Below are 19,513 nucleotides of genomic sequence, written 5' to 3'. Positions count from 1 at the left end.
TAGAACGGCAAAAAGCGGCCTATTTTAAATAGGTCGCTTCATTTCTTCTTCGTTAGGGTAAATCAAACACCAGTGCTGTCACTGGCTCTGCTGATTGGTTGGTGAAATTCAACTGACTCTGAGCTTCAACTTTAGCGCCATCACCTTTGTTTAGCTCTACTTCATCAACAGATAGCTGCCCAGCGACCTGATGAACGTATACTTTTCGCCCCTCACTGATCGAAAACTCAATGTTCTGACCAGGCTCAAGGATAAGCTGGTGTAGTGAGGCGTCTTGTTTTATGTGCAATGTGCCATCTCGACCATCGGGGGTTGCTATCGCGGTAAGGCCAAGCGTTTTACCAAAGTCTTTCTGCTGGTAACCCGGCTTATTGCCGACAGTATTTGGTTGTATCCAAATTTGTAGGAACTTTAAGTCTTCACTCTGTGAACCGTTGTATTCACTATGATAAATACCACTCCCGGCAGACATGAGTTGGAACTCTCCAGCAGGTAACGTTTGTACATTACCCTCGCTGTCTTTGTGCTCAATTACACCCTCTAGCACGTAACTAATGATCTCCATGTCGCGGTGTCCATGAGTATCAAAGCCCGCGCCCGGTTTGACTCGGTCATCATTGATCACACGCAATGCCGAAAACCCCATGTGTTTTGGATCGTAGTAGTGACCAAATGAGAATGTATGTTTGCTATCTAACCAACCGAAGTTTGCTGTTCCTCGATCGTTTGCATGACGTAATGTGATCATAATTACCCCCTTCAATTCCTGATTTAAGCCAGTTTCTTAGCTATAGCTTCGTCAAGTGCTGCCTTTCCTGCGCCCGAGAAAGCCAAAGACACACTTGCGGCTAGTAGTGCTAAGCCAAACTCGTAGCCGTTGTTTGACATGAATAGACCGTTTTCAAAATGAACCGTGAAGATCGCAACTAACATGGTTACCGCTAACGCTGCCGCCGCAGGGCGTGTGAGCAACCCGAGAAGGATAAACAGACCGCCGAAGAACTCAGCGCTGCCTGCCAAGAATGCCATCAACACTCCCGGGCCAAGTCCAATTGATGCCATCCATTGTCCTGTGCCCTCAAGGCCATAACCACCAAACCAGCCAAACAGTTTTTGAGCGCCGTGCGCCATAAAGATAATGCCAACAGGTACTCGAAGTGCCAATGCGCCAAAGCCAGCGTTTGATTGTGCGAGTTTTTGAATAAGTGCTTTCATAATCGTGTCCTTAAAGTTATTCGATCAAAATGAGGTGGCTTGATTGCTCTTCCTCAGCTGTTGATGAACAGTCTAGGTGTCACTAAGAGCAGAAAGAATCCGGCAGTTTTGATGCATTAATTCGAATTTTTCGAACAAGATTTATTGAACTATTTCTCGAATGAGATTGATAACAAAATATTATTAATAATATAAATTATGATAATTTCATTTAATTGCTATGACACCCTATTATTCTCTCCATCGAAGCGAAACGCTGAAAACAAGACAATTTATCTAGACAGATTTTGGAGCAGAATATGAAAATGAATCACGTTGGTATCATGGTTGGCGATATGGACAAAGCGGTAGAGTTCTACACGAAAGCGCTAGGTCTTCGCGTTGTAATGAACAACACTAAAGTGATGGAAGAGCGTGAGTCGGCAATTGGCCGTATGTGTATTGCTGTATTTGGTGAAGGCTTCAAAGGTTTCAACATTGCGCACCTAGTAACATCAGATGGTATTGGCGTTGAGCTATTCGAAATGGTTGACCGCGAAGAGCGTCATAACGTTGACTTCTCTCGTCTAGGTATCTTCCACTTCTGTTTGCAGCTACCAAAAGAGCAGTTTGAATCAGCAATCAAACGTGTTGAAGAGTTTGGCGGTAAAGTACGTATGGACATCATGCGCTACCACCCAGAAGACGACTCTAAGCAAGCACAGATGGTTTACCTAGAAGACCCGTTTGGTAACTTATTTGAATTCTACTCGCACTCTTACGAAGACACATACGCTTCTGACTACGAGTAATTATCTCATTCGGAAATAAGCAAGTTTTCAATGCCCATTAGTCGTTAGTGCTAATGGGCATTTTCTTTTTATGGGACTTTAACCCGAATACAACAGCGCAAATCTAAACGTGCTTGGTTGCGAGTTATTGCGTCGCTTTCATCAGACCAAACAGATCTTTAGGATTGCTCATGCGCGGCACTAACTCTATTGTTTCGCCAAACCCGAGCTGAGTAGCAAGATCGTAGATATAACGCAGCACTGAAAGATCTTCGAGGGCAAAGCCAACCGAATCAAAGATGGTGATCTGCTGTTCACTCTCTCGTCCAGTGCTCTTACCTGCAATCACTTCCCATAGTGGGTATACAGGGTGCTGATCTGGCAACTGTTGGATATCCCCTTCAACACGAGTTTGCGGCTCATGTTCAATAAAGATTTTGCCACTAAGCAACACATCAAGATGCAACTCGGTTTTGCCCGGACAATCCCCGCCCACGCCATTGATGTGCATACCCGGTTCGACCATATCAGGTGTTAAAATCGTCGCATACGCCTTATCTGCGGTCACCGTTGTGACAATATCAGCACCGCGCACACACGACTTTGCGCTGTCGGCTTTGATCACCTTAAGATCAGGGTAAGCCTCAAGATGCGCAGCTAATTTATCCATCGCATCTGAATCGATATCGAAGATTCTCAGCTCTTTAATTCCTAAAATGGCATGAAATGCGATGGCTTGAAACTCACTCTGAGCTCCGCAACCAATCATCCCCATTGACTGGCTCTCTTTTCTTGCGAGCGCCTTTGCCGCCATCACCGAAGTTACCGCTGTACGCAGAGCCGTCGAGATAGTCAGTTCGGTCAACAAGCGCGGATAACCAGTCGCTACCTCCGATAATGCTCCAAACGCCATCACAGTCGAAAGCCCTTGGTTTGGGTTTGATGGATGACCATTCACATATTTAAAACCATATAAATTCTGGTCTGCTACTGGCATTAGCTCGATAACCCCAACCTCGCTGTGCGCTGCTGTTCGAGCCGATTTATCAAACTCTGGCCAACGACAAAAATCTTGTTCCATATATCCAAGTAGATCAGCCATGAACGTATCGGCACCTTGCGCATTCACTAGGCGACCTAGCGCCTGTACATCCAAAAATAGTGTCATCTAACAGCTCCTCAATCTCTTATTATTCACATGCATACTGCGATTGGAGATAGTCTAGACGCGACTTGAGCCAACAAAAAGACAACAGAACGTACAAATCTTCAACTTAAACTGGCAATTTGTTAGTATGAGTTTGCAATATGTGAGTTAAAAATCAGTTAGGAGGAAAGGCGTGAGCAACCTAGACGATAAAGACCGAGAGTTAATCGCACTACTGAGAAAAGATGCGCGCATGCCAGTGGTCAACTTAGCCAAGCAGCTCAAAGTATCACGTGCGACAGTGCAGAACCGGATCAGCAAGCTTGAAAAGTTAGGAGTGATCCTCGGCTATACCGTCATACTTAGTGAAGATACTGAGCAGAGTCAGGTAGAAGCAATCATTAGCATTTGTGTAGCAGCAAAGGATGAGAACAATGTACTTAAGAACCTGCAGAGTTTTCCTGAGGTATTAAGCGTGTATCACACTAATGGAAAATGGGACCTGATAGCCAATCTGCGCAGCCCAAACCTTTCAATGTTGGGTGGCGTGCTAGGCCGAATACGCTCTATCGAGGGCATTGAGCAGACCGAAGCTAATTTGCTGATAAACAAAATCTTTTGAATGGAAATAGAACGAGAAGTTGGCCAGATAAAGACGCGCGGTTAATAAGACCGCGCTAGTCAAAAAAGGTGTAATTTGGGTTTGATATAGGTGCAGCTAGATAAAAACAATAAGTTAATGCATCGAACTACGTAATTTGTCACTTCGAGCGAAGGTGAACATCAAGAAAAAGCACAAGAGCAGTAATGCTGATGAGATTTGTAAGGTAAACAAGCTTTCAGATACAAGAGGTAACGCCAATGAAAAAACACAAAGCGCTACAATAAACAGTTCGAAAGCGGCGCCTATAAATGAATAATTATGACGAAAAAGTGCCCATCTATAACTCATTGATAACTCCATTATTGAGTTTAGTTAAAAAAAGCGAAGGAGCATGCTCCTTCACTTTTTTCGAGGTTAAGAAATAACCCCAAGCTGAGTGGGCACTTTATAAAATCATATTGACAATATAAATACTTAAACCCCAAAAGATAGACATAAGACACATTTCGTTAGAGATCTTAAAGGCGGAATATTTCCTCCGCTATTAATACAACTATTAAACAATGAGTGTCTAGAATCGACATCTAACGGTAATTGGTCATTAACTAAGCACATAAAAAAGGATTGGTAGTAACACCAATCCTTCCCGATTCATACTGCGGTAATTCACTCAATACCACTACATAGTAAAGACTGGTGACATTCCACTTTCTTGTCCATTCATAAGAAGCACACCGATGAACACGAGCAGTAGCCCGCCAAACAGTTGTAGGTAGTGTCCGGTTACCTTTAATGTGGCATTATTTTTTTGGCCACCAGCCGATAGATAACGTTTCACTAAATGCTTCCCAGTCAAAGTCATCATTGCGATAATTGACGTTGTTAGAGCAGTTCCAACTGCCATTGCTAATGCACTTAAAACCCCCATCCAATACAGTCCAACCATATTTGCAAACAGCAGTACCATCACAGCACCAGTACAAGGCCTGACACCAATCGTCACAATAATGCCGGCATATTCTCTCAATGTAGAGGCTTTGTTTATCGCCTCAGCATCGGCAACATGCTGGTGACCACATCCACAATCTGCGTGATGCGTATGAGCTGGCTTTTGAATGCTGATAGAATTCAAGGTCGGCGCTTGCATCGTTAATGGTGACTGTCCAGTTGTCGCAAGGCCGGTAATGGCTTTAACTTTGAGCTTTGGTTTGCGCATTGCTTGGTAGATATTGCGAAGCGCTTTCCAACAGATCAAAGCCCCTACCGCAGCCACTAAAGCGAAGCTCAACCAAACGAACATGTTGGCTTTATCGTTGACCACACGCATCGAGGCATTGAACCCCCAAATTAGAACGCTGACTAACAGAATAGCGACCAATGCCTGAAGTAACGCAGAGACGATCGTAAGAACTAGACTCGCTTTTGCTTTTGTAGGGTGTGTAGCCAAATAAGTGGTGACGATGACCTTGCCATGACCAGGACCTAAAGAATGCAACATCCCATAAATAAAGCTAAATCCGATCAGGTAGCTGCCTGCCGCCCACGGTGCAGACTTAGCTTCATAAAGCAGGTCTGCAAGCTGAGTATTGACTTCTCGTTGCCATTGAATACTAGCAATCACTAGCGATGGCCACATAGACCACAACTGATAAGCACCTACAACGACAAGCAATAAAGCACCAGCACCGATCAAGCAGTGGCTCGTTTTGAATTGATTTCTTTGCATTGAATTAGAACCTATAATTTTTCTTTTTTATCACACAGCATTACTGAGAATCAGTAACCTTGGCGCAGTTAAGTTTGATTGTTTGAGTAAAGAGCTGACCCAAGGTGTTATCAGGGTCGGCGTCAACCGACAACGACATTGCGTAGCTCATCTGCTCTGGAGTCGGGTTAGGTTCAACCAATTCAAGCGCACATTGCCGCTCTAACTCTGGGGATAAGCTAACGTCGCTCTGAGAATTCCAGGACATGTCAACAAAATAACTCGGGTCAAAGATGAGTAGGCGCAGCGTATCTCTTGTGACAGCTTTAGGTTTAGAAAGTGGCAGATCAAAAGTCATCACCAGTTTCGCTTTATCACGTTCAAATTTAGCATTCTTGGCAACGCTGTATTTTATCGGTGTCTCTTCATCATAAAAATAAGTGAAGTAATGCTCATACATCATGTTCTCGATGACAGACGCAGCGAGTTTTTCAAAGGTTTCTTGTTCACTCTCAGCGGCTAAGTCTTCACCGTCTAGCATATACATCGAAGTCATAGCATCAAATGACCACTCCATGGACAGGCCGGTAATCATCCCGTTTTCCCCTTCTATATGGGTTTTCATCTCAACCCAAGAGTGAGGATGAGCCTGTAAGCTAGCCGAAAAGGGAAGTAATGCGAGGCCAAAAGCCGCACATTTTTTTAAGTGGGTCTTCAATAAGCGCTTGACGCAGATGGACAGATTGCGAAAAGAAGAGTTGATTGATACAGATTGCAATTTCATGGTTAACATTGGTAGTGCGACGTAATGTTATAATATAACAAAGCATGCGAAAATTGCATCTAGTTTGAAGGTGATTAATCAAAAACAGTAAGTATACAAATATCTATAAATTCAACATTACCAATGTAAATACCTAATGCTTAATAAACCTAAATGCCGCCCATATTAAATAAAAAGCAATCACTAAATGTTAATAATAGATTACGTTATAACATCACAAAATATATGTTATAACGTATCAAGAATAAAACCCAAGACCCAAAATAAATTAAGTCATTGATATAGATGATTTTTTAAATTTTGCCACGCACCTCAAATCATTACCATAAAATACGAGTATATAGACCTACCAAATGCTTATTCCTTGGTTATAATTTAATTTGTTCCACTAGTTTTATGTATATTAAATTAACGTCAAAATAGGAATATCAAGGATGGCTTGTACAAATACTCACTCTCACCCTGAACATGTTCATGGACCAAACTGTGGTCATACGGCAATACGCCATGGTGACCATATAGATTATTTAGTTGACGGTGAACTCCACCACCCTCATGGGGACCACTGCGATACTCATGCCGTGGAAGTCAGCGACAAAAACCCTTCACACTGCCAAGCGACTCATAGCTGTGGAGATCATGTTCATGGCCCAGGATGTGGCCATGAGGCGATCAAGCACGGCGATCATATCGACTACATTGTCAATGGCAGGCTGCATCATCAGCATGGTGACCACTGTGATGATCACGGCCCAGTAGAACTCGCTTAAAAACACACGATTTTTCAGTGTGTATAAAAACAAAAAGCCACCAACTTTGCCAAGTCAGTGGCTTTTTTAGAAGAGTCAAAATATATAACTTAAGCGGAAACTATCGTTTCTTACCCTGCTGTACTAATTTCTCATGCCAAGCAGTATTTCCATCACGCTTGCTCACATCATATTCGGCACAAAACTGAGAAATGGTCATATTGTTATCGCCAGTGGCCAGTTTTAAAGCCAGCTGAACTTGCTGTAGTTTACTTTGCAGGCGAAGAATTTGACCTGCGTTTGGACTTTTCTCTTTCGCGTATTTCAGTGCTGCGTGCTTACGTTCCGCCGCTCCAGCTCTTCGATCCGCCTCGCCCAAGAGAAACTTTAGTTGACCAATCGTTTTGCCTTTCTTAAAAGCAGGGTCAAGCAGCTCAACACATTCATCAAAAGTCGGATTTTCAATGTATGGATCGATTTTATGTGCTTGTTGGCGCATCCACTCTAGCGCTAATTCTTCATCTGACATAGTGAAACCTTGGCGAAAAAAAGAGACATATAATATCGCTCATTAAGGATGGGCTGCAACACTAGATTCTACTCGCATCAGTCGTATTAATGAGCAGTTACTGTAACTATTGTATACAAAATACCTATTCTGCTAGATCGTCATCGCTATGAAGCGTTTAGCACAGCTCTTTGACCACAAAGCCTTTCATGTGCAACCTAGCTCGACTATCACCAATCTTTTCCCTTGTATCGCTCACAGCGAAATGTTGAGTAAGAACAAAACGAATACTTGCAATACTACTTACTAGATTAATTGGATTAATAAGGCTTTCATCCATTTTTCGAAGCCTTTATCACCTGCCCGAATTTACAGTTGAAATCAGTTTTTTTAAAATAAATAATCATTATTGATTTTTCATTAACAAATATTTAGTTTGTAAGCATAAGCCAAACCTGCTTGTAAAATGTGTTCTTCCCCGTATTATTCGAGCCAACAAATAACACTTAAATAAATAAGTCAGGCTCAAAAATGAAAAAAACAATTTTATCTACAATCATCGTTTCAGTTATTTCATCACCAGCGTTTGCACTAACAGTTGATCAAATGGTTGACTCACTAAATAGCGAAACCAAGCAAGTAAGCATTGCTTCTAAAAATAACGCTATGATTGGTGATAACGCTGAAAAAATTTCTGAAATCAAGCATGAATTACTTGTTAACAATATTGCTACTGGTCTAAACGAAGAGCGCACAGTTGTAAACAAGACAAATATCGAAGCTCAAGCAAAAGTGATCGCTGACATTAAACATGAGCTTCACTGGACTAAACAGCACGCCCTAGCAAACGAAGATACTCACGGCGAAGTACAATGGGAAATCAACCAAATCAAAGCTCAAGCTAAACTAGATAACGAAGCTATTGGCGAAAATCTTGATGCTATTGACAATATGAAAGAGACTGTTAAGGAAAATCGTGATATGTCAGCAACTGCCCTTGCAAAAGCAATCATCAGTGAAGAAAACATTGAGAACAACACTAGGGCCGTTGAGTCTACTACAGCAAAAACTGAGTCGAACTCTGAACAGATTGCTGACAATAAAGACCGCCTAAACAAACATGAAACTATCATCGCCGCTCACCACAAAGAAATCTATGGTGATATGGAAGGATTCAGCCGCGCCCTTACTGCTACAAGCTCAGCAGCTAAATCTGATGCTGACATTAACAAAGCTGCTATTGCTCAGAATACCGCATCTATTAAGAAAAACAGCAATGATATTGCTGACCTTCGCCAAGATTTCGAGCGTATGAGCAAAGAATATGCTGGTGGCATCGCAGGTGTCGCAGCAATGGCTAACGTTCCTCATACATACGGCAATGGTGACCTATCACTTGGTGCTGGTGTTGGTCACTTCAGCGGTGAATCAGCTATTGCAGTCAGTGTTGGCTACCGTGTTACTGAATCAATCACAACTCAGCTTGGCGTATCAGCTAACACTGGCAACGACGTAGCACCAGTTATTGGCGCTGGCGTATCAATGTCACTCTAATTAATATACTTAACGTTATCCTACTGCCATATAAAAATTAAAAAAGGCAATCCTAATTTATATTATGGCCACTTTAATTAGTGGCTTTTTATTTATCAAACAAAAAAACACTCATTATTAATTATTTAACCTACATAAACCATCCCAATCTTTCATATTCAATCTCATCAATATCTTAAATAATTTTCGTTCGTTTATTCTTAAATTCTGATCTTTGCACTATTCTTGTGGTGTATCAACTTCTTATTACGTTATTTTTAATCGTATACCTGTTTTCGAATTAACTATCTCTCCACACATAACAAGTTTTCATCACGGAGTAACGAGAATTGGATAAAACGATAGTAAATGAAAAAGGCTATGTCATCTTTAAAGTCCGTATGTATACCACCGTTCAACGCTGAAGCTAAAAATCACAAAGTCGTTTACATAAAATTAGTCCTTAGCAGCAAGGCTATACGACGGTACCCAGAACTGTTAGGTAAGCATGACAATGTTATCGCTCATTAAGAATGGGCCCAATGCCCGATTCTACTCGAATTAGTTGATTTGATGGAAAATCACCAAATTCAATTATATAAGTTTTGTTGATAGTGTTTCTATATAGACCTTATTTATCTACAAAATGATAAGTAATAAGTTCGTTCCATAAGAAAACGGAATGGGAAATGGAACGATGACACTAAATCAATTACAACAAGCACGCGATGTGCAACGTCCAACACGAGAAGCAATGCTGCAACGAGCGCCTGAAGTTCATACGTTTTGGAACAACAATAGAACACTCTTTCAAAACGCATGGGGTGAGTGGGAAAAGAGTCAAAGCTTAGCGCCACTAACAGAGTCACTTATCGACCATAAACTGCGTAATGCGATAAATAGTTCATGGGCTGACCCAACGAAAGAAGATGCAGTCAAAGATTTGCTGAGCGAAGTCGCGCCTGGCGTCTTTAAGTTTCAGTTCTTTGATGTTGAGAGTATCAAACAGCTTCGCAGCTACTTGTCTTCAGCAGCGAGCGCAGACATCCCCTTAAGACCGCCTTACGGCATTGCGTTGAATCGAGGTGGTGCAATGTTGGATGAGCGCTCAGAGGGGTACCTAGCCGCACCAAGCTTCCAGACGTTCTATCGTGAAATGTTGGATAAATACATGAGACCGATCGCACGACTTTTGTTCCCTGAAATAGTAGGTTACGACGCACAAACATTCGGTTTTTCAATACGATACCAACCGAACACAGATACATCTTTAAGAATGCATACTGACGCTTCTTCGGTGACGTTGAACATCAATATGAACCTGCCTGAAGAGACCTTCTCAGGCTCTGAAGTCAGCTTTTATGACCCAACAACTGGAGGGTTAGTTGACCAAACCTTTGAGCCGGGTGTGGCGTTGATCCACCGCGGACATGTACCGCACGCTACTGACCCTATCACGCAAGGTGAACGCTCAAACTTGGTGTTGTGGTTGTATGGAAATCGTGGGCAAATTCCGATGCAGGATGTGAGCTATACATCTATCGATGCCACCCAGCGTTGGACCACACCTACCAATAACCGTGACGCATTTGCTCCTTTTTAACGCGTCATCAGTTAGTTAGCATATCGCAGTGGTTTCATTCTCTAGATATTGGTTTGCCGAATCCACTGAGAATGAAGGCCACTGTATTCGTTTTGCATGACAACTTTTGGCTCAGTATCCTTGCCTGACTCTCCAGTTTGTGGCTCAATGGCGGCAAATATTTCATAACTCGTTACACAACGCGACGCATGAACACTTTACATCTGCTGCCATGCAATCGACACTTCTAATGAAGTAACTAGCAGCGATATAACAGAGTCAATAAAGCATTATGAACAACACGACCGAAAAAAAGTCGAATCCCCTATTCGAGATCCTTTTTAACGTATTTATCCCATCTTTTATCTTGATGAAGTTTAGCGGTGAAGAACACCTAGGCACAGCAATGGCGCTGGTTGTTGCCTTGCTGTTTCCTGTCATTTACGGTGGCATGGATCTTATCCGTAACAAGAAGTTCAATTTCATCGCCGCTCTTGGTTTCATCAGCGTTTTATTAACGGGTGGCATTGGTCTACTTGAGCTAGACACTCGTTGGTTAGCACTGAAAGAAGCCTTAATCCCGGGGCTTATCGGCTTAGCGGTATTGGGCTCAACCTTTACTCGTTACCCATTGATGCAAAAGATGCTGCTTAACGACACCGTACTTAACTTGCCGCTAATCAATGAGCGTCTTGAAGCCAACGGCAAAAAAGAAGCCTTTGATCGCTGCTTGATGTCTTCAAACTACCTATTCGCAAGTACGTTCGCTTTCTCTTCAGCAATGAACTACTTCTTAGCGACGTGGATTGTGACTAGCCCCGCTGGCACAGCAGCGTTTAACGAAGAGTTAGGCAAACTCACTCTTTACAGCTACCCAGCGATTGCAATCCCAAGCATGCTGATGATGTTTGGTATTTTTTACTACATCTGGCGTCAAGTCCGCGCAATGACTCACTTAGAAACCGAGCAAATTTTTCACACTAAGTAACGGTTTCATCTAAACAATAAAACGCCTCAAACGGAACAATTCGTTTGAGGCGTTTTTGTATTGGTGACAACGATTGTGTAACCCATTATCACAACTCCCCTTCAAACAGTGTCTCTTTTACTCATATGAAGCTTCCCTGCTGATTGACCTAACCTCTTATTGGATAAGCTTTAACAGAAGCAATATTCAATTTTTGAGAAACCTCAATAGGATTTTTCTATCGAAGAAATAGAAATAACTAATCTGCAAATTTGCCGTTTTAATGCCATTCTTAACATATAGACACATAACCATAATAATTGTATGGTTATAGTTAATTAATCATACAAATAACACAAGTATTATAGGCAACCAACCTCTCTCAATTGAGGTGCAGTGTTGGGTCTTAGTTAACTTCGTCGCATTCAGGAGATAGATATGCACGGTGAGCAAACTGGTAATGCGGGCAAATGCCCAGTAATGCATGGCGGGAACACAACGCTTGGTGGAAAAGCAACGAAAAACGTCGATTGGTGGCCTAACCAATTAAACCTAAAAATCCTCCACCAAAACGATAAAAAGTCGAACCCGCTGGATGAAAACTTCAATTACGCTGAAGCGTTCAAAGCGCTGAATCTCAAAGCAGTTAAAGCCGACCTTGAAGCTCTGATGACAGACTCTCAAGACTGGTGGCCTGCAGACTATGGCCACTACGGCCCATTCATGATTCGTATGGCCTGGCACGCAGCAGGTACATATCGAACTTCAGATGGACGCGGGGGCGGTAATACAGGTAACCAACGTTTCGCTCCACTAAACAGCTGGCCAGATAACGGTAACCTAGACAAAGCGCGTCGCCTTCTATGGCCCGTGAAAAAGAAATACGGTAATAGCCTTTCATGGGCAGACCTTTTCATCTTGGCGGGTAACGTAGCAATCGAATCTATGGGTCTACCAACTTTCGGTTTCGCAGGTGGCCGTCAAGATATATGGGAACCAGAAGAAGATATCTACTGGGGTGCAGAAAGTGAGTGGCTAGGTGACGAACGTTACTCTGGCGAGCGTGACTTAGAGAAACCTCTAGCAGCGGTTCAAATGGGCTTAATTTACGTAAACCCAGAGGGACCAAACGGCGAACCAACCATTCTAGCTTCAGGCCGTGACATCCGTGACACGTTCGCTCGTATGGGTATGAACGACGAAGAAACGGTAGCACTGGTCGCAGGTGGCCATACCTTCGGTAAAACACATGGCGCAGGTTCTGAAGAGCAAATGGGACCAGAGCCTGAAGCGGCACCATTAGAAGAGATGGGCTTTGGTTGGAAAAACAGCTTCGGTAGCGGTAAAGGCGATGACACAACCACCAGTGGTATCGAAGGCGCTTGGACACCAAACCCAATTCAATGGGATAACGGTTACTTTGACATGTTATTCGGTTACGACTGGGATCTAGTTAAAAGCCCTGCAGGCGCATGGCAGTGGGAGCCAATTGGCGTAACTGAAGATCACATGGCACCGAAAGCTCACGACGCTTCTGTGAAAGTGAAAACCATTATGACGACGGCAGACATGGCAATGCGTATGGACCCGATCTACGGTCCAATCTCAAAACGTTTCCATGAGAACCCAGAGCAATTTGCTGACGCCTTTGCACGTGCATGGTTCAAACTGACTCACCGCGATATGGGTCCTAAGAGCCGCTACCTAGGTGAAGAATCACCATCTGAAGATTTGATCTGGCAAGATCCACTTCCAGAAGCAAGCTTCTCAGCGCTTTCTAATGATGATATCGCTGAGCTAAAACAGGCGATTCTTGCGTCGGGTCTAACAGTGTCTGAATTGGTTTACACGGCTTGGTCAAGCGCATCGACATTCCGTGGTTCAGATTTCCGCGGTGGTGCAAACGGTGCTCGTATCCGTTTAGCTCCTCAAAGAAGTTGGGAAGCGAACCAACCAGAACAGTTAGATAAGGTGCTGGCAAAACTGGAAGCAGTACAAGGTGCATTCAATCAAGGTGAACGTGGTGTTTCCATGGCAGATCTCATTGTCCTAGCGGGCAGCACTGCTATCGAAAAAGCGGCACAAGACGGCGGTTTCACTATCGAGGTTCCATTCTCGGCAGGACGCGTTGATGCAACGGCAGAGCAAACCGATGAAGAATCTTTTGCGGTGCTTGAGCCAGAGGCTGATGGTTTCCGCAACTTTGCGAAGAAACTCTTCACAGTACCAGCAGAAGAGATGCTGCTTGATAAAGCACAGCTACTTGGACTGACAGCCCCAGAGATGACGGTATTGGTCGGTGGCCTACGTGTACTGGGTGCGAACCACAACAACACGCCTCACGGGGTGTTCACCGATAAAGTTGGTGTATTGAGCAATGATTTCTTCGTAAATCTTGTTGATATGGCGACTGAGTGGAAACCTGTTTGTCCAAACAACAGTGCATACTTGGGTACAGACCGAGCAACAGGAGAGAAGAAGTGGACAGCCACACGCGTGGACCTAGTCTTCGGCTCTAACTCTCAATTGAGAGCACTTGCTGAACTTTATGCGTGTGACGATGCGAAAGAGAAGTTTGTGAAAGACTTTATCGCCGCATGGACGAAAGTCATGAACGCAGACCGTTTTGACCTGAAGTAAAGCTTCGGTTAAGAAAAACAAAGGGTAGCATTTCGCTACCCTTTTCTTTTGTTTCCTTTTGAATCGTCAGATTTTCTAATGATTGCACAAACTTTCAAGACACAGTGTCCTGCATGAGGATATTGATAGCGTATCCGTTCCCACTCACAATGCCCTTTCCATTCTTCACGTTAAGCAAGGTCTGACTATTGATTTCAAAACAATGGACAGCTTACGACCGGTTCTACATTTCAGAGCTTTTTGCCTTTTGAAAACAACAATTGATGCTAATCTGATTGCTTATAGATCAGACAATTACTATTTAGACCTCGTCAGAATTTTATTTATACAAGGCGCACTATGGAATTTGAAAACAACATCTTACACCTTGGGTCGTTCTTTGCAGTAACCATGGGTATCATGGTTCTCTTTATTGGAAGAAGGCTTAACCAAGTCATCGGCTTTCTCAAAGAATTCAGTATTCCTGAGCCCGTTTCAGGCGGGATCTTAGCCTCCATTTTGTTTGGCGTTCTTTACGCGACGACCTCAATTGAAGTTCAGTTTGATCTGCTAGCACGTGATGTTTTACTGGTCTACTTCTTTACTACCATTGGTATCAACTCGAGCCTGAAAGACTTGTTCAAAGGCGGTAAACCTTTGATCATTCTGTTGGCTATCACCATCTTATTTATGATCATGCAAAACATTGTCGGTATTTCTGTCGCTTCAATGTTTGGGTTAGAGCCAGTCTTTGGCCTATTGAGTGGCAGTATCTCTTTGATTGGTGGTCACGGAACGGCTATCGCTTGGGCACCTAAAGTCGGAGAGCAATTTGGGCTAGAAAGCGCGATGGAAATTGGCATAGCGAGTGCAACATTTGGACTTATCTTAGCCAGTTTGATGGGCGGTCCTATCGCAAAATGCCTGATTAAGCGACACAACCTAAAGCCTTCTGATTCAAGTCCTGCGGTACAAACTGAAACATCAGAAAGTCAGACGCAGCAGTTGACCTCGTTCCAATTCTTAGATGCGGTGTTGGCTATTCATCTATGTGTCATCGTTGGTGCACTATTAAATGAATTAATAAGCCAAACAGGATTACAACTCCCTCTATTCGTATCCTGTCTGTTCGCTGGTATCGTAATCACCAACGTAATTCCAGACTCTTACCCAAGAATATCGGGTACCAAATGGCCTACGCGATCTCCCGCTATTACCTTAATAGCCGACATCTCTTTGGGCACCTTCTTAGCAATGTCGTTAATGAGTATGCAGCTTTGGACACTCATTGATCTAGCAGGGCCAATCTTCGCGATATTAGGTATGCAGCTACTTCTGGCCGTCATTATTAATATCTTTGTCGTATTTCCTTCAATGGGCAAAACCTATGATGCCGCTGTTGTATGTGCAGGCTTCGGAGGGATCTCTTTGGGTTCAACTCCAACTGCAATGGCGAACATGTCAGCAGTAAGCCAAAAGTATGGACACTCAGTACAAGCCTTTATCATCGTACCTTTAGTGTGCGCATTCTTTATCGATTTAGCCAATGCGCTAATCATTCCTTATTTCATGAGAATGATGTAATTAACCAAGTTTTGGTCCCCCGTCAATCCTAGTCTTCGGCTAAGAAAAACAAAGGGTAGCATTTCGCTACCCTTTTCTTTTGAATCGTCAGATTTTCACTGCACAACCCAGTCAGTAATGGAGTGAGTTACTCTGCAGACAACTCTGGCGAGTCAAATACAGTTATCTCTGGCAAGTCGCCTTCGAATTTCTCTATATTGACCAACGCGCTATGAGCCGCAGTACTTTGTGACAGCTTCGAAGTACGTTTATCGTGAGTCAGAACGTTCGGGTTTCCATGCTTATCTAGACTGCCTTTTTCACTCGGATTCTTCGGGTCATACCATGAACCAGTACACAGATAGATGGTTCTTTCTCGCATATCTTCAGTAACAACAGCCCCAGCTAGACACGCCCCTCGATCATTAAAAACCTTAACGATATCGCCGTCTTCAATTCCTCGAGCCTTCGCATCCACCGGATTGATCATCACAGGCTCACGCCCTTTAATCTTAGCGTTTCGGCTGTAACTACCGGAATCGAGTTGACTATGCAGCTTAGTTTTCGGCTGACCTGAAATCATATGAAGCGGGAAGGTTTCCGCTTGTTTTGATTTCAACCATTCTGTCGGAGGTAGCCAGGTAAACTGCCCTGGACAATCGTCGTATCCAAACGAGGCAATTCGTTCGCTATAAAGCTCGATCTTACCACTTGGTGTCGTCAATGGATGCAAATCTGGATCTTGTCTAAACTCTGCAAGCAATACAGTGTCTGGGTTAGGATCTGCAAACTCGATAACATCCCCATTTAAAAACGTATCAAAATCTGGAAGCTCAACACCTAAATTTTTCGACTCAGGGATTAGCTTTTGCCACATGCTCTCAAGCCATTGTCGTGAGGTTTTGTTTTGAGTGAAATCCTCTTCAATTTCCAAACGCTTTGCGATCTCTGTGAAAATATCAAACTCATCACGAGCTTCACCAACAGGCTCAACAACTCTAGGCATTGGGATCAAGCTGTTGTCACGAGAGCCAGCACCGATATCCTCTCGCTCTAACGTTGTCGTTATTGGTAACACAATATCGGCAAACCTTGCCGTTGAAGTCCAGTTGATCTCATTAACGATGATGGTTTCAGGTTGCTGGAATGCCTCAATTAAGCGGTTAATGTCTTGATGGTGATGGAATGGGTTACCACCTGCCCACCAAACCATACGGATATCCGGATAAGTCAGGTTCATACCGTTGTATTGGTACTCATCCCCCGGATTGAGCAACATATCGGAAATACACGCCACCGGAATAAAAGCATCAACGTCGTTTTTGCGTTGTGGGAATGCTGGCCAGCGAATAGGACGATGCATCAGTCCAATCCCACCATCAGATCCATACGCAATCGCGTAGCCACCTCCAGGTAAGCCAATTTGGCCAAGCATAGAAGCTAGAGTGATCGTCCCCCACAACGTCTGTTCACCATGTTCCGTTCTCTGAACCCCTGCAGCTGTGCAGATAAAGGTGCGTGACTTTGCCATCTGGCGAGCGAGTTGTTTAATGCGTTCAGCTGGAATTTCCGAGAGAGCACTCGCCCACTCTGCTGTCTTAGCAACGCCGTCTTTCTCACCAAGCAGGTACGCCTTAACTTCATCAAACCCAACGGTATATTTGTCGAGGAATGCGCTGTCATGAAGGTCTTCAACAAGCAAGGTATGCGCAAGTCCAAGCATGATCGCTGAATCAGAGCCCGGTACTGCTGCCAGCCATTCTGCTTCAATTTCTGCCGGAGAGTCTGAACGACACGGATTGATGTCGATAAACTCCACACCCGCTTTGCGACATGCCAGTAGTTCGTCTCTCAATCGATGACGCGCACAACCGCCAGGAGAAACTTGAGCGCTCTTAAGTGGCACTCCACCAAACATAACAACCAACTCGCCCTCTTTGGCAATAGTTGACCAGCGTGTGGCAGTCGATGTTAGTTTGTCAAAATCACCGACTATATGTGGTAACAAGATAAGTGCCGTGTTGTAGCTGTAGTTACCTTGACTACTTACAAAGCCACCAGCACAGGTTAGGAATCGCTTCAGCTGGCTTTGAGCATGATGGAAACGCCCCGCACTACCCCAACCATAGGAGCCGCCGAATATCGCTTCATTACCGTGCTCATTACGAGTGGATTTAACCGCTTTGCTGATCAGGTCGAAGGCTGTTTCCCAAGACACTTCTACAAAAGGCTCTTGACCCCTGGTGTTGTTTTTATGTTGTGGTCCGTTCTCAAGATAGCTTTTACGAACAGCTGGTTTCTTAATTCTGGCTGAGCCATAGAGAGAGCTGTGCATGTTGTCATTGATAGGAGAAGGATCCGTATCGATTGGATGTGCACTGACGCGAACTAATTTGCCGTCCTTGACCTCTGCAATCCCTGCCCCCCAGTGACTGGAGGTTGTGTACTTTTTCGTCATAGTGGTACTTAATTAAAATGATTAGAACGCTGCAATAACTAGTATGTTGACCAGCAACGCTTGCTATAGATGCCCAACAGAAGGCTTTGGCTGAAAGTTTACCCTCGCGGGATACAATTGTTCCAGACCTGATTCAGGATATTTGAGAATACGTTATTACCAACCAATAGCCGATCGAGTAAAAACAAGACCCAATGAAGATGCCTTTAATTACAACAGAGCCTCATATTCTTTGATCCCATGGACATTAAAAAGAGACACACCTGATCTTAACTGCAAAATGAAACGTAACTGGTTGCCTAAAAAGGGAAGAAAACATTATGGCCACCGTTTATGTCAGCATCGGAAGCAACATTAACCGCGAACATCACATCACCGCATCTATCAATGCATTGAATGAACACTTTGCACCATTGCACGTTTCTAAATTCTACGATTGCGAACCTGTTGGCTTTGAAGGGGACAACTTTCTGAACCTAGTTGTTGGATTCGAATGCGATATCCCAGTTGCTGAACTAGCTAACATTCTGCGTCAAATCGAATTAGACAATGGTCGTCAGCGTGAGACCAAAGCGTATGCGGCAAGAACGATGGATATCGACATCCTTCTTTACGACGATTTGGTAGGCATCATCGACGGAGTAGAACTGCCTAGGGGTGAAATCACCGAATACGCTTTTGTGCTTCGACCACTCGTCGATATTGCCGCGCAAGAACGTCACCCCACTTTAGACATCTCGTATCAACAGCTATGGGATAACTTCGATAAGGCTAGTCAAAAAACCGAATCCATACCTTTTAAGCTCAACCTCACTCAGCCTGCACAACAGCTCCAACAATATTGATTGAACTCTTAATCACCTGAGCTTTATTGATCTTTTCGTAAAACAAGCACGTAACTGACATCACTCTCTAAGGACTGGACACTGTTATGAATCACAACGCCATCATCACTATTACAAACCTCAGACTGCGAACTTTCATAGGCTTTAATGAAGAAGAGAAAACCAAGCAGCAAGACATCGTTATCAATGCAGAAATCCACTATCCCGCAAACAACCTATGTCTCTCAGACGATGTCGAGAATGCGCTCAACTACAAAAACATCTGCAAAAAAATTATTCACCATGTCGAATCTGGACGTTTTCTGCTTTTAGAGAAGTTGACCAGCGATGTCCTCGGTATTTGTATCGATCATTCATGGGTGCGATACGCCCAAGTAAGAATTGATAAGCCTCACGCACTACGTTTTGCCGACTCCGTCTCGCTCACTCTGAGCTACGAAGCAGACCACGACAACCATCAATAA

Annotated in this window: 17 protein-coding genes; 10 read left to right on the top strand and 7 right to left on the bottom strand. The window is 43.7% G+C overall.

The genetic code is table 11. The features are described from left to right. Nucleotides 1-52: 52 nt before the first annotated feature. A complete protein-coding gene (locus tag KI655_RS00370; RefSeq protein ID WP_285400735.1) occupies nt 53-748 on the bottom strand; it encodes a pirin family protein in 696 nt (231 codons plus the stop codon). A gap of 23 nt (nt 749-771) precedes the next feature. After that, nucleotides 772-1,215 carry a DoxX family protein gene (locus tag KI655_RS00365; RefSeq protein WP_285400734.1) on the bottom strand — a complete coding sequence of 148 codons (444 nt, stop codon included), beginning with the start codon at nt 1,213-1,215 and terminating at the stop codon, nt 772-774. Nucleotides 1,216-1,514: 299 nt separating this feature from the next. On the opposite strand from KI655_RS00365, the gene KI655_RS00360 reads away from it, so the two are divergent. Next, nucleotides 1,515-2,006, top strand: coding sequence for a VOC family protein (locus tag KI655_RS00360; protein ID WP_150873126.1), 492 nt, complete (start codon nt 1,515-1,517; stop codon nt 2,004-2,006). 124 nt (nt 2,007-2,130) lie between these two features. Here the strand turns inward: KI655_RS00360 and KI655_RS00355 are convergent, their stop codons facing one another. Next, the gene (locus tag KI655_RS00355) at nt 2,131-3,153 is read right to left on the bottom strand and encodes an ornithine cyclodeaminase (protein WP_285400733.1); all 1,023 of its coding nucleotides are present in this window, start codon (nt 3,151-3,153) and stop codon (nt 2,131-2,133) included. Between the two features lie 172 nt (nt 3,154-3,325). On the opposite strand from KI655_RS00355, the gene KI655_RS00350 reads away from it, so the two are divergent. Further along, nucleotides 3,326-3,754: an Lrp/AsnC family transcriptional regulator gene (locus KI655_RS00350; RefSeq protein ID WP_285400732.1), complete on the top strand. Its 429-nt coding sequence runs from the start codon at nt 3,326-3,328 to the stop codon at nt 3,752-3,754. A gap of 661 nt (nt 3,755-4,415) precedes the next feature. Here KI655_RS00350 and KI655_RS00345 read toward each other — a convergent pair. Further along, complete coding sequence (locus KI655_RS00345; RefSeq protein WP_285400731.1) at nt 4,416-5,462, bottom strand: nickel/cobalt transporter; 1,047 nt, start codon at nt 5,460-5,462, stop codon at nt 4,416-4,418. A gap of 40 nt (nt 5,463-5,502) precedes the next feature. Continuing rightward, on the bottom strand, nt 5,503-6,225 hold the full coding sequence (locus KI655_RS00340) for a DUF1007 family protein (RefSeq protein ID WP_285400730.1): 723 nt from the start codon (nt 6,223-6,225) through the stop codon (nt 5,503-5,505). A gap of 434 nt (nt 6,226-6,659) precedes the next feature. On the opposite strand from KI655_RS00340, the gene KI655_RS00335 reads away from it, so the two are divergent. Then, on the top strand, nt 6,660-6,995 hold the full coding sequence (locus tag KI655_RS00335; RefSeq protein ID WP_285400729.1) for a hypothetical protein: 336 nt from the start codon (nt 6,660-6,662) through the stop codon (nt 6,993-6,995). A 100-nt stretch (nt 6,996-7,095) separates the two neighbouring features. On the opposite strand, the gene KI655_RS00330 is transcribed toward KI655_RS00335, so the two are convergent. After that, nucleotides 7,096-7,503, bottom strand: a complete 408-nt coding sequence (locus KI655_RS00330) for a hypothetical protein (protein ID WP_285400728.1) — start codon at nt 7,501-7,503, stop codon at nt 7,096-7,098. Between the two features lie 510 nt (nt 7,504-8,013). Here KI655_RS00330 and KI655_RS00325 point away from each other — a divergent pair. From KI655_RS00325 to gltS, 5 genes are all read left to right on the top strand, one after another. Beyond that, nucleotides 8,014-9,036, top strand: coding sequence for a YadA C-terminal domain-containing protein (locus tag KI655_RS00325; RefSeq protein WP_285400727.1), 1,023 nt, complete (start codon nt 8,014-8,016; stop codon nt 9,034-9,036). A 676-nt stretch (nt 9,037-9,712) separates the two neighbouring features. Further along, the gene (locus KI655_RS00320; RefSeq protein ID WP_285400726.1) at nt 9,713-10,618 is read left to right on the top strand and encodes a 2OG-Fe(II) oxygenase; all 906 of its coding nucleotides are present in this window, start codon (nt 9,713-9,715) and stop codon (nt 10,616-10,618) included. Between the two features lie 271 nt (nt 10,619-10,889). After that, on the top strand, nt 10,890-11,585 hold the full coding sequence (locus KI655_RS00315; RefSeq protein ID WP_285400725.1) for a VC0807 family protein: 696 nt from the start codon (nt 10,890-10,892) through the stop codon (nt 11,583-11,585). Between the two features lie 417 nt (nt 11,586-12,002). Continuing rightward, a complete protein-coding gene (gene katG / locus KI655_RS00310) occupies nt 12,003-14,204 on the top strand; it encodes a catalase/peroxidase HPI (protein ID WP_285400724.1) in 2,202 nt (733 codons plus the stop codon). Between the two features lie 339 nt (nt 14,205-14,543). Next, on the top strand, nt 14,544-15,767 hold the full coding sequence (gene gltS / locus KI655_RS00305; protein WP_285400723.1) for a sodium/glutamate symporter: 1,224 nt from the start codon (nt 14,544-14,546) through the stop codon (nt 15,765-15,767). A gap of 127 nt (nt 15,768-15,894) precedes the next feature. Here the strand turns inward: gltS and KI655_RS00300 are convergent, their stop codons facing one another. After that, complete coding sequence (locus KI655_RS00300; protein ID WP_285400722.1) at nt 15,895-18,204, bottom strand: molybdopterin-dependent oxidoreductase; 2,310 nt, start codon at nt 18,202-18,204, stop codon at nt 15,895-15,897. 320 nt (nt 18,205-18,524) lie between these two features. On the opposite strand from KI655_RS00300, the gene folK reads away from it, so the two are divergent. Both folK and folX read left to right on the top strand, forming a co-directional pair. Further along, nucleotides 18,525-19,049, top strand: coding sequence for a 2-amino-4-hydroxy-6-hydroxymethyldihydropteridine diphosphokinase (gene folK / locus KI655_RS00295; RefSeq protein ID WP_285400721.1), 525 nt, complete (start codon nt 18,525-18,527; stop codon nt 19,047-19,049). 86 nt (nt 19,050-19,135) lie between these two features. After that, nucleotides 19,136-19,513, top strand: coding sequence for a dihydroneopterin triphosphate 2'-epimerase (folX, locus tag KI655_RS00290; RefSeq protein WP_285400720.1), 378 nt, complete (start codon nt 19,136-19,138; stop codon nt 19,511-19,513).

This window comes from Vibrio sp. D404a (assembly GCF_030248535.1).
Classification (GTDB): Bacteria; Pseudomonadota; Gammaproteobacteria; order Enterobacterales; family Vibrionaceae; genus Vibrio.
The sequence above is the reverse complement of the archived record's forward strand: the minus strand, read 5'-3'. Positions and strand labels throughout refer to the sequence as shown.

Coding starts and splice junctions, on each gene's coding strand:
- KI655_RS00370 (WP_285400735.1), bottom strand. CDS start 748: ATGATCACATTACGTCATGCAAACGATCGAGGAACAGCAAACTTCGGT.
- KI655_RS00365 (WP_285400734.1), bottom strand. CDS start 1,215: ATGAAAGCACTTATTCAAAAACTCGCACAATCAAACGCTGGCTTTGGC.
- KI655_RS00360 (WP_150873126.1), top strand. CDS start 1,515: ATGAAAATGAATCACGTTGGTATCATGGTTGGCGATATGGACAAAGCG.
- KI655_RS00355 (WP_285400733.1), bottom strand. CDS start 3,153: ATGACACTATTTTTGGATGTACAGGCGCTAGGTCGCCTAGTGAATGCG.
- KI655_RS00345 (WP_285400731.1), bottom strand. CDS start 5,462: ATGCAAAGAAATCAATTCAAAACGAGCCACTGCTTGATCGGTGCTGGT.
- KI655_RS00340 (WP_285400730.1), bottom strand. CDS start 6,225: ATGAAATTGCAATCTGTATCAATCAACTCTTCTTTTCGCAATCTGTCC.
- KI655_RS00335 (WP_285400729.1), top strand. CDS start 6,660: ATGGCTTGTACAAATACTCACTCTCACCCTGAACATGTTCATGGACCA.
- KI655_RS00330 (WP_285400728.1), bottom strand. CDS start 7,503: ATGTCAGATGAAGAATTAGCGCTAGAGTGGATGCGCCAACAAGCACAT.
- KI655_RS00325 (WP_285400727.1), top strand. CDS start 8,014: ATGAAAAAAACAATTTTATCTACAATCATCGTTTCAGTTATTTCATCA.
- KI655_RS00320 (WP_285400726.1), top strand. CDS start 9,713: ATGACACTAAATCAATTACAACAAGCACGCGATGTGCAACGTCCAACA.
- KI655_RS00315 (WP_285400725.1), top strand. CDS start 10,890: ATGAACAACACGACCGAAAAAAAGTCGAATCCCCTATTCGAGATCCTT.
- katG (WP_285400724.1), top strand. CDS start 12,003: ATGCACGGTGAGCAAACTGGTAATGCGGGCAAATGCCCAGTAATGCAT.
- gltS (WP_285400723.1), top strand. CDS start 14,544: ATGGAATTTGAAAACAACATCTTACACCTTGGGTCGTTCTTTGCAGTA.
- KI655_RS00300 (WP_285400722.1), bottom strand. CDS start 18,204: ATGACGAAAAAGTACACAACCTCCAGTCACTGGGGGGCAGGGATTGCA.
- folK (WP_285400721.1), top strand. CDS start 18,525: ATGGCCACCGTTTATGTCAGCATCGGAAGCAACATTAACCGCGAACAT.
- folX (WP_285400720.1), top strand. CDS start 19,136: ATGAATCACAACGCCATCATCACTATTACAAACCTCAGACTGCGAACT.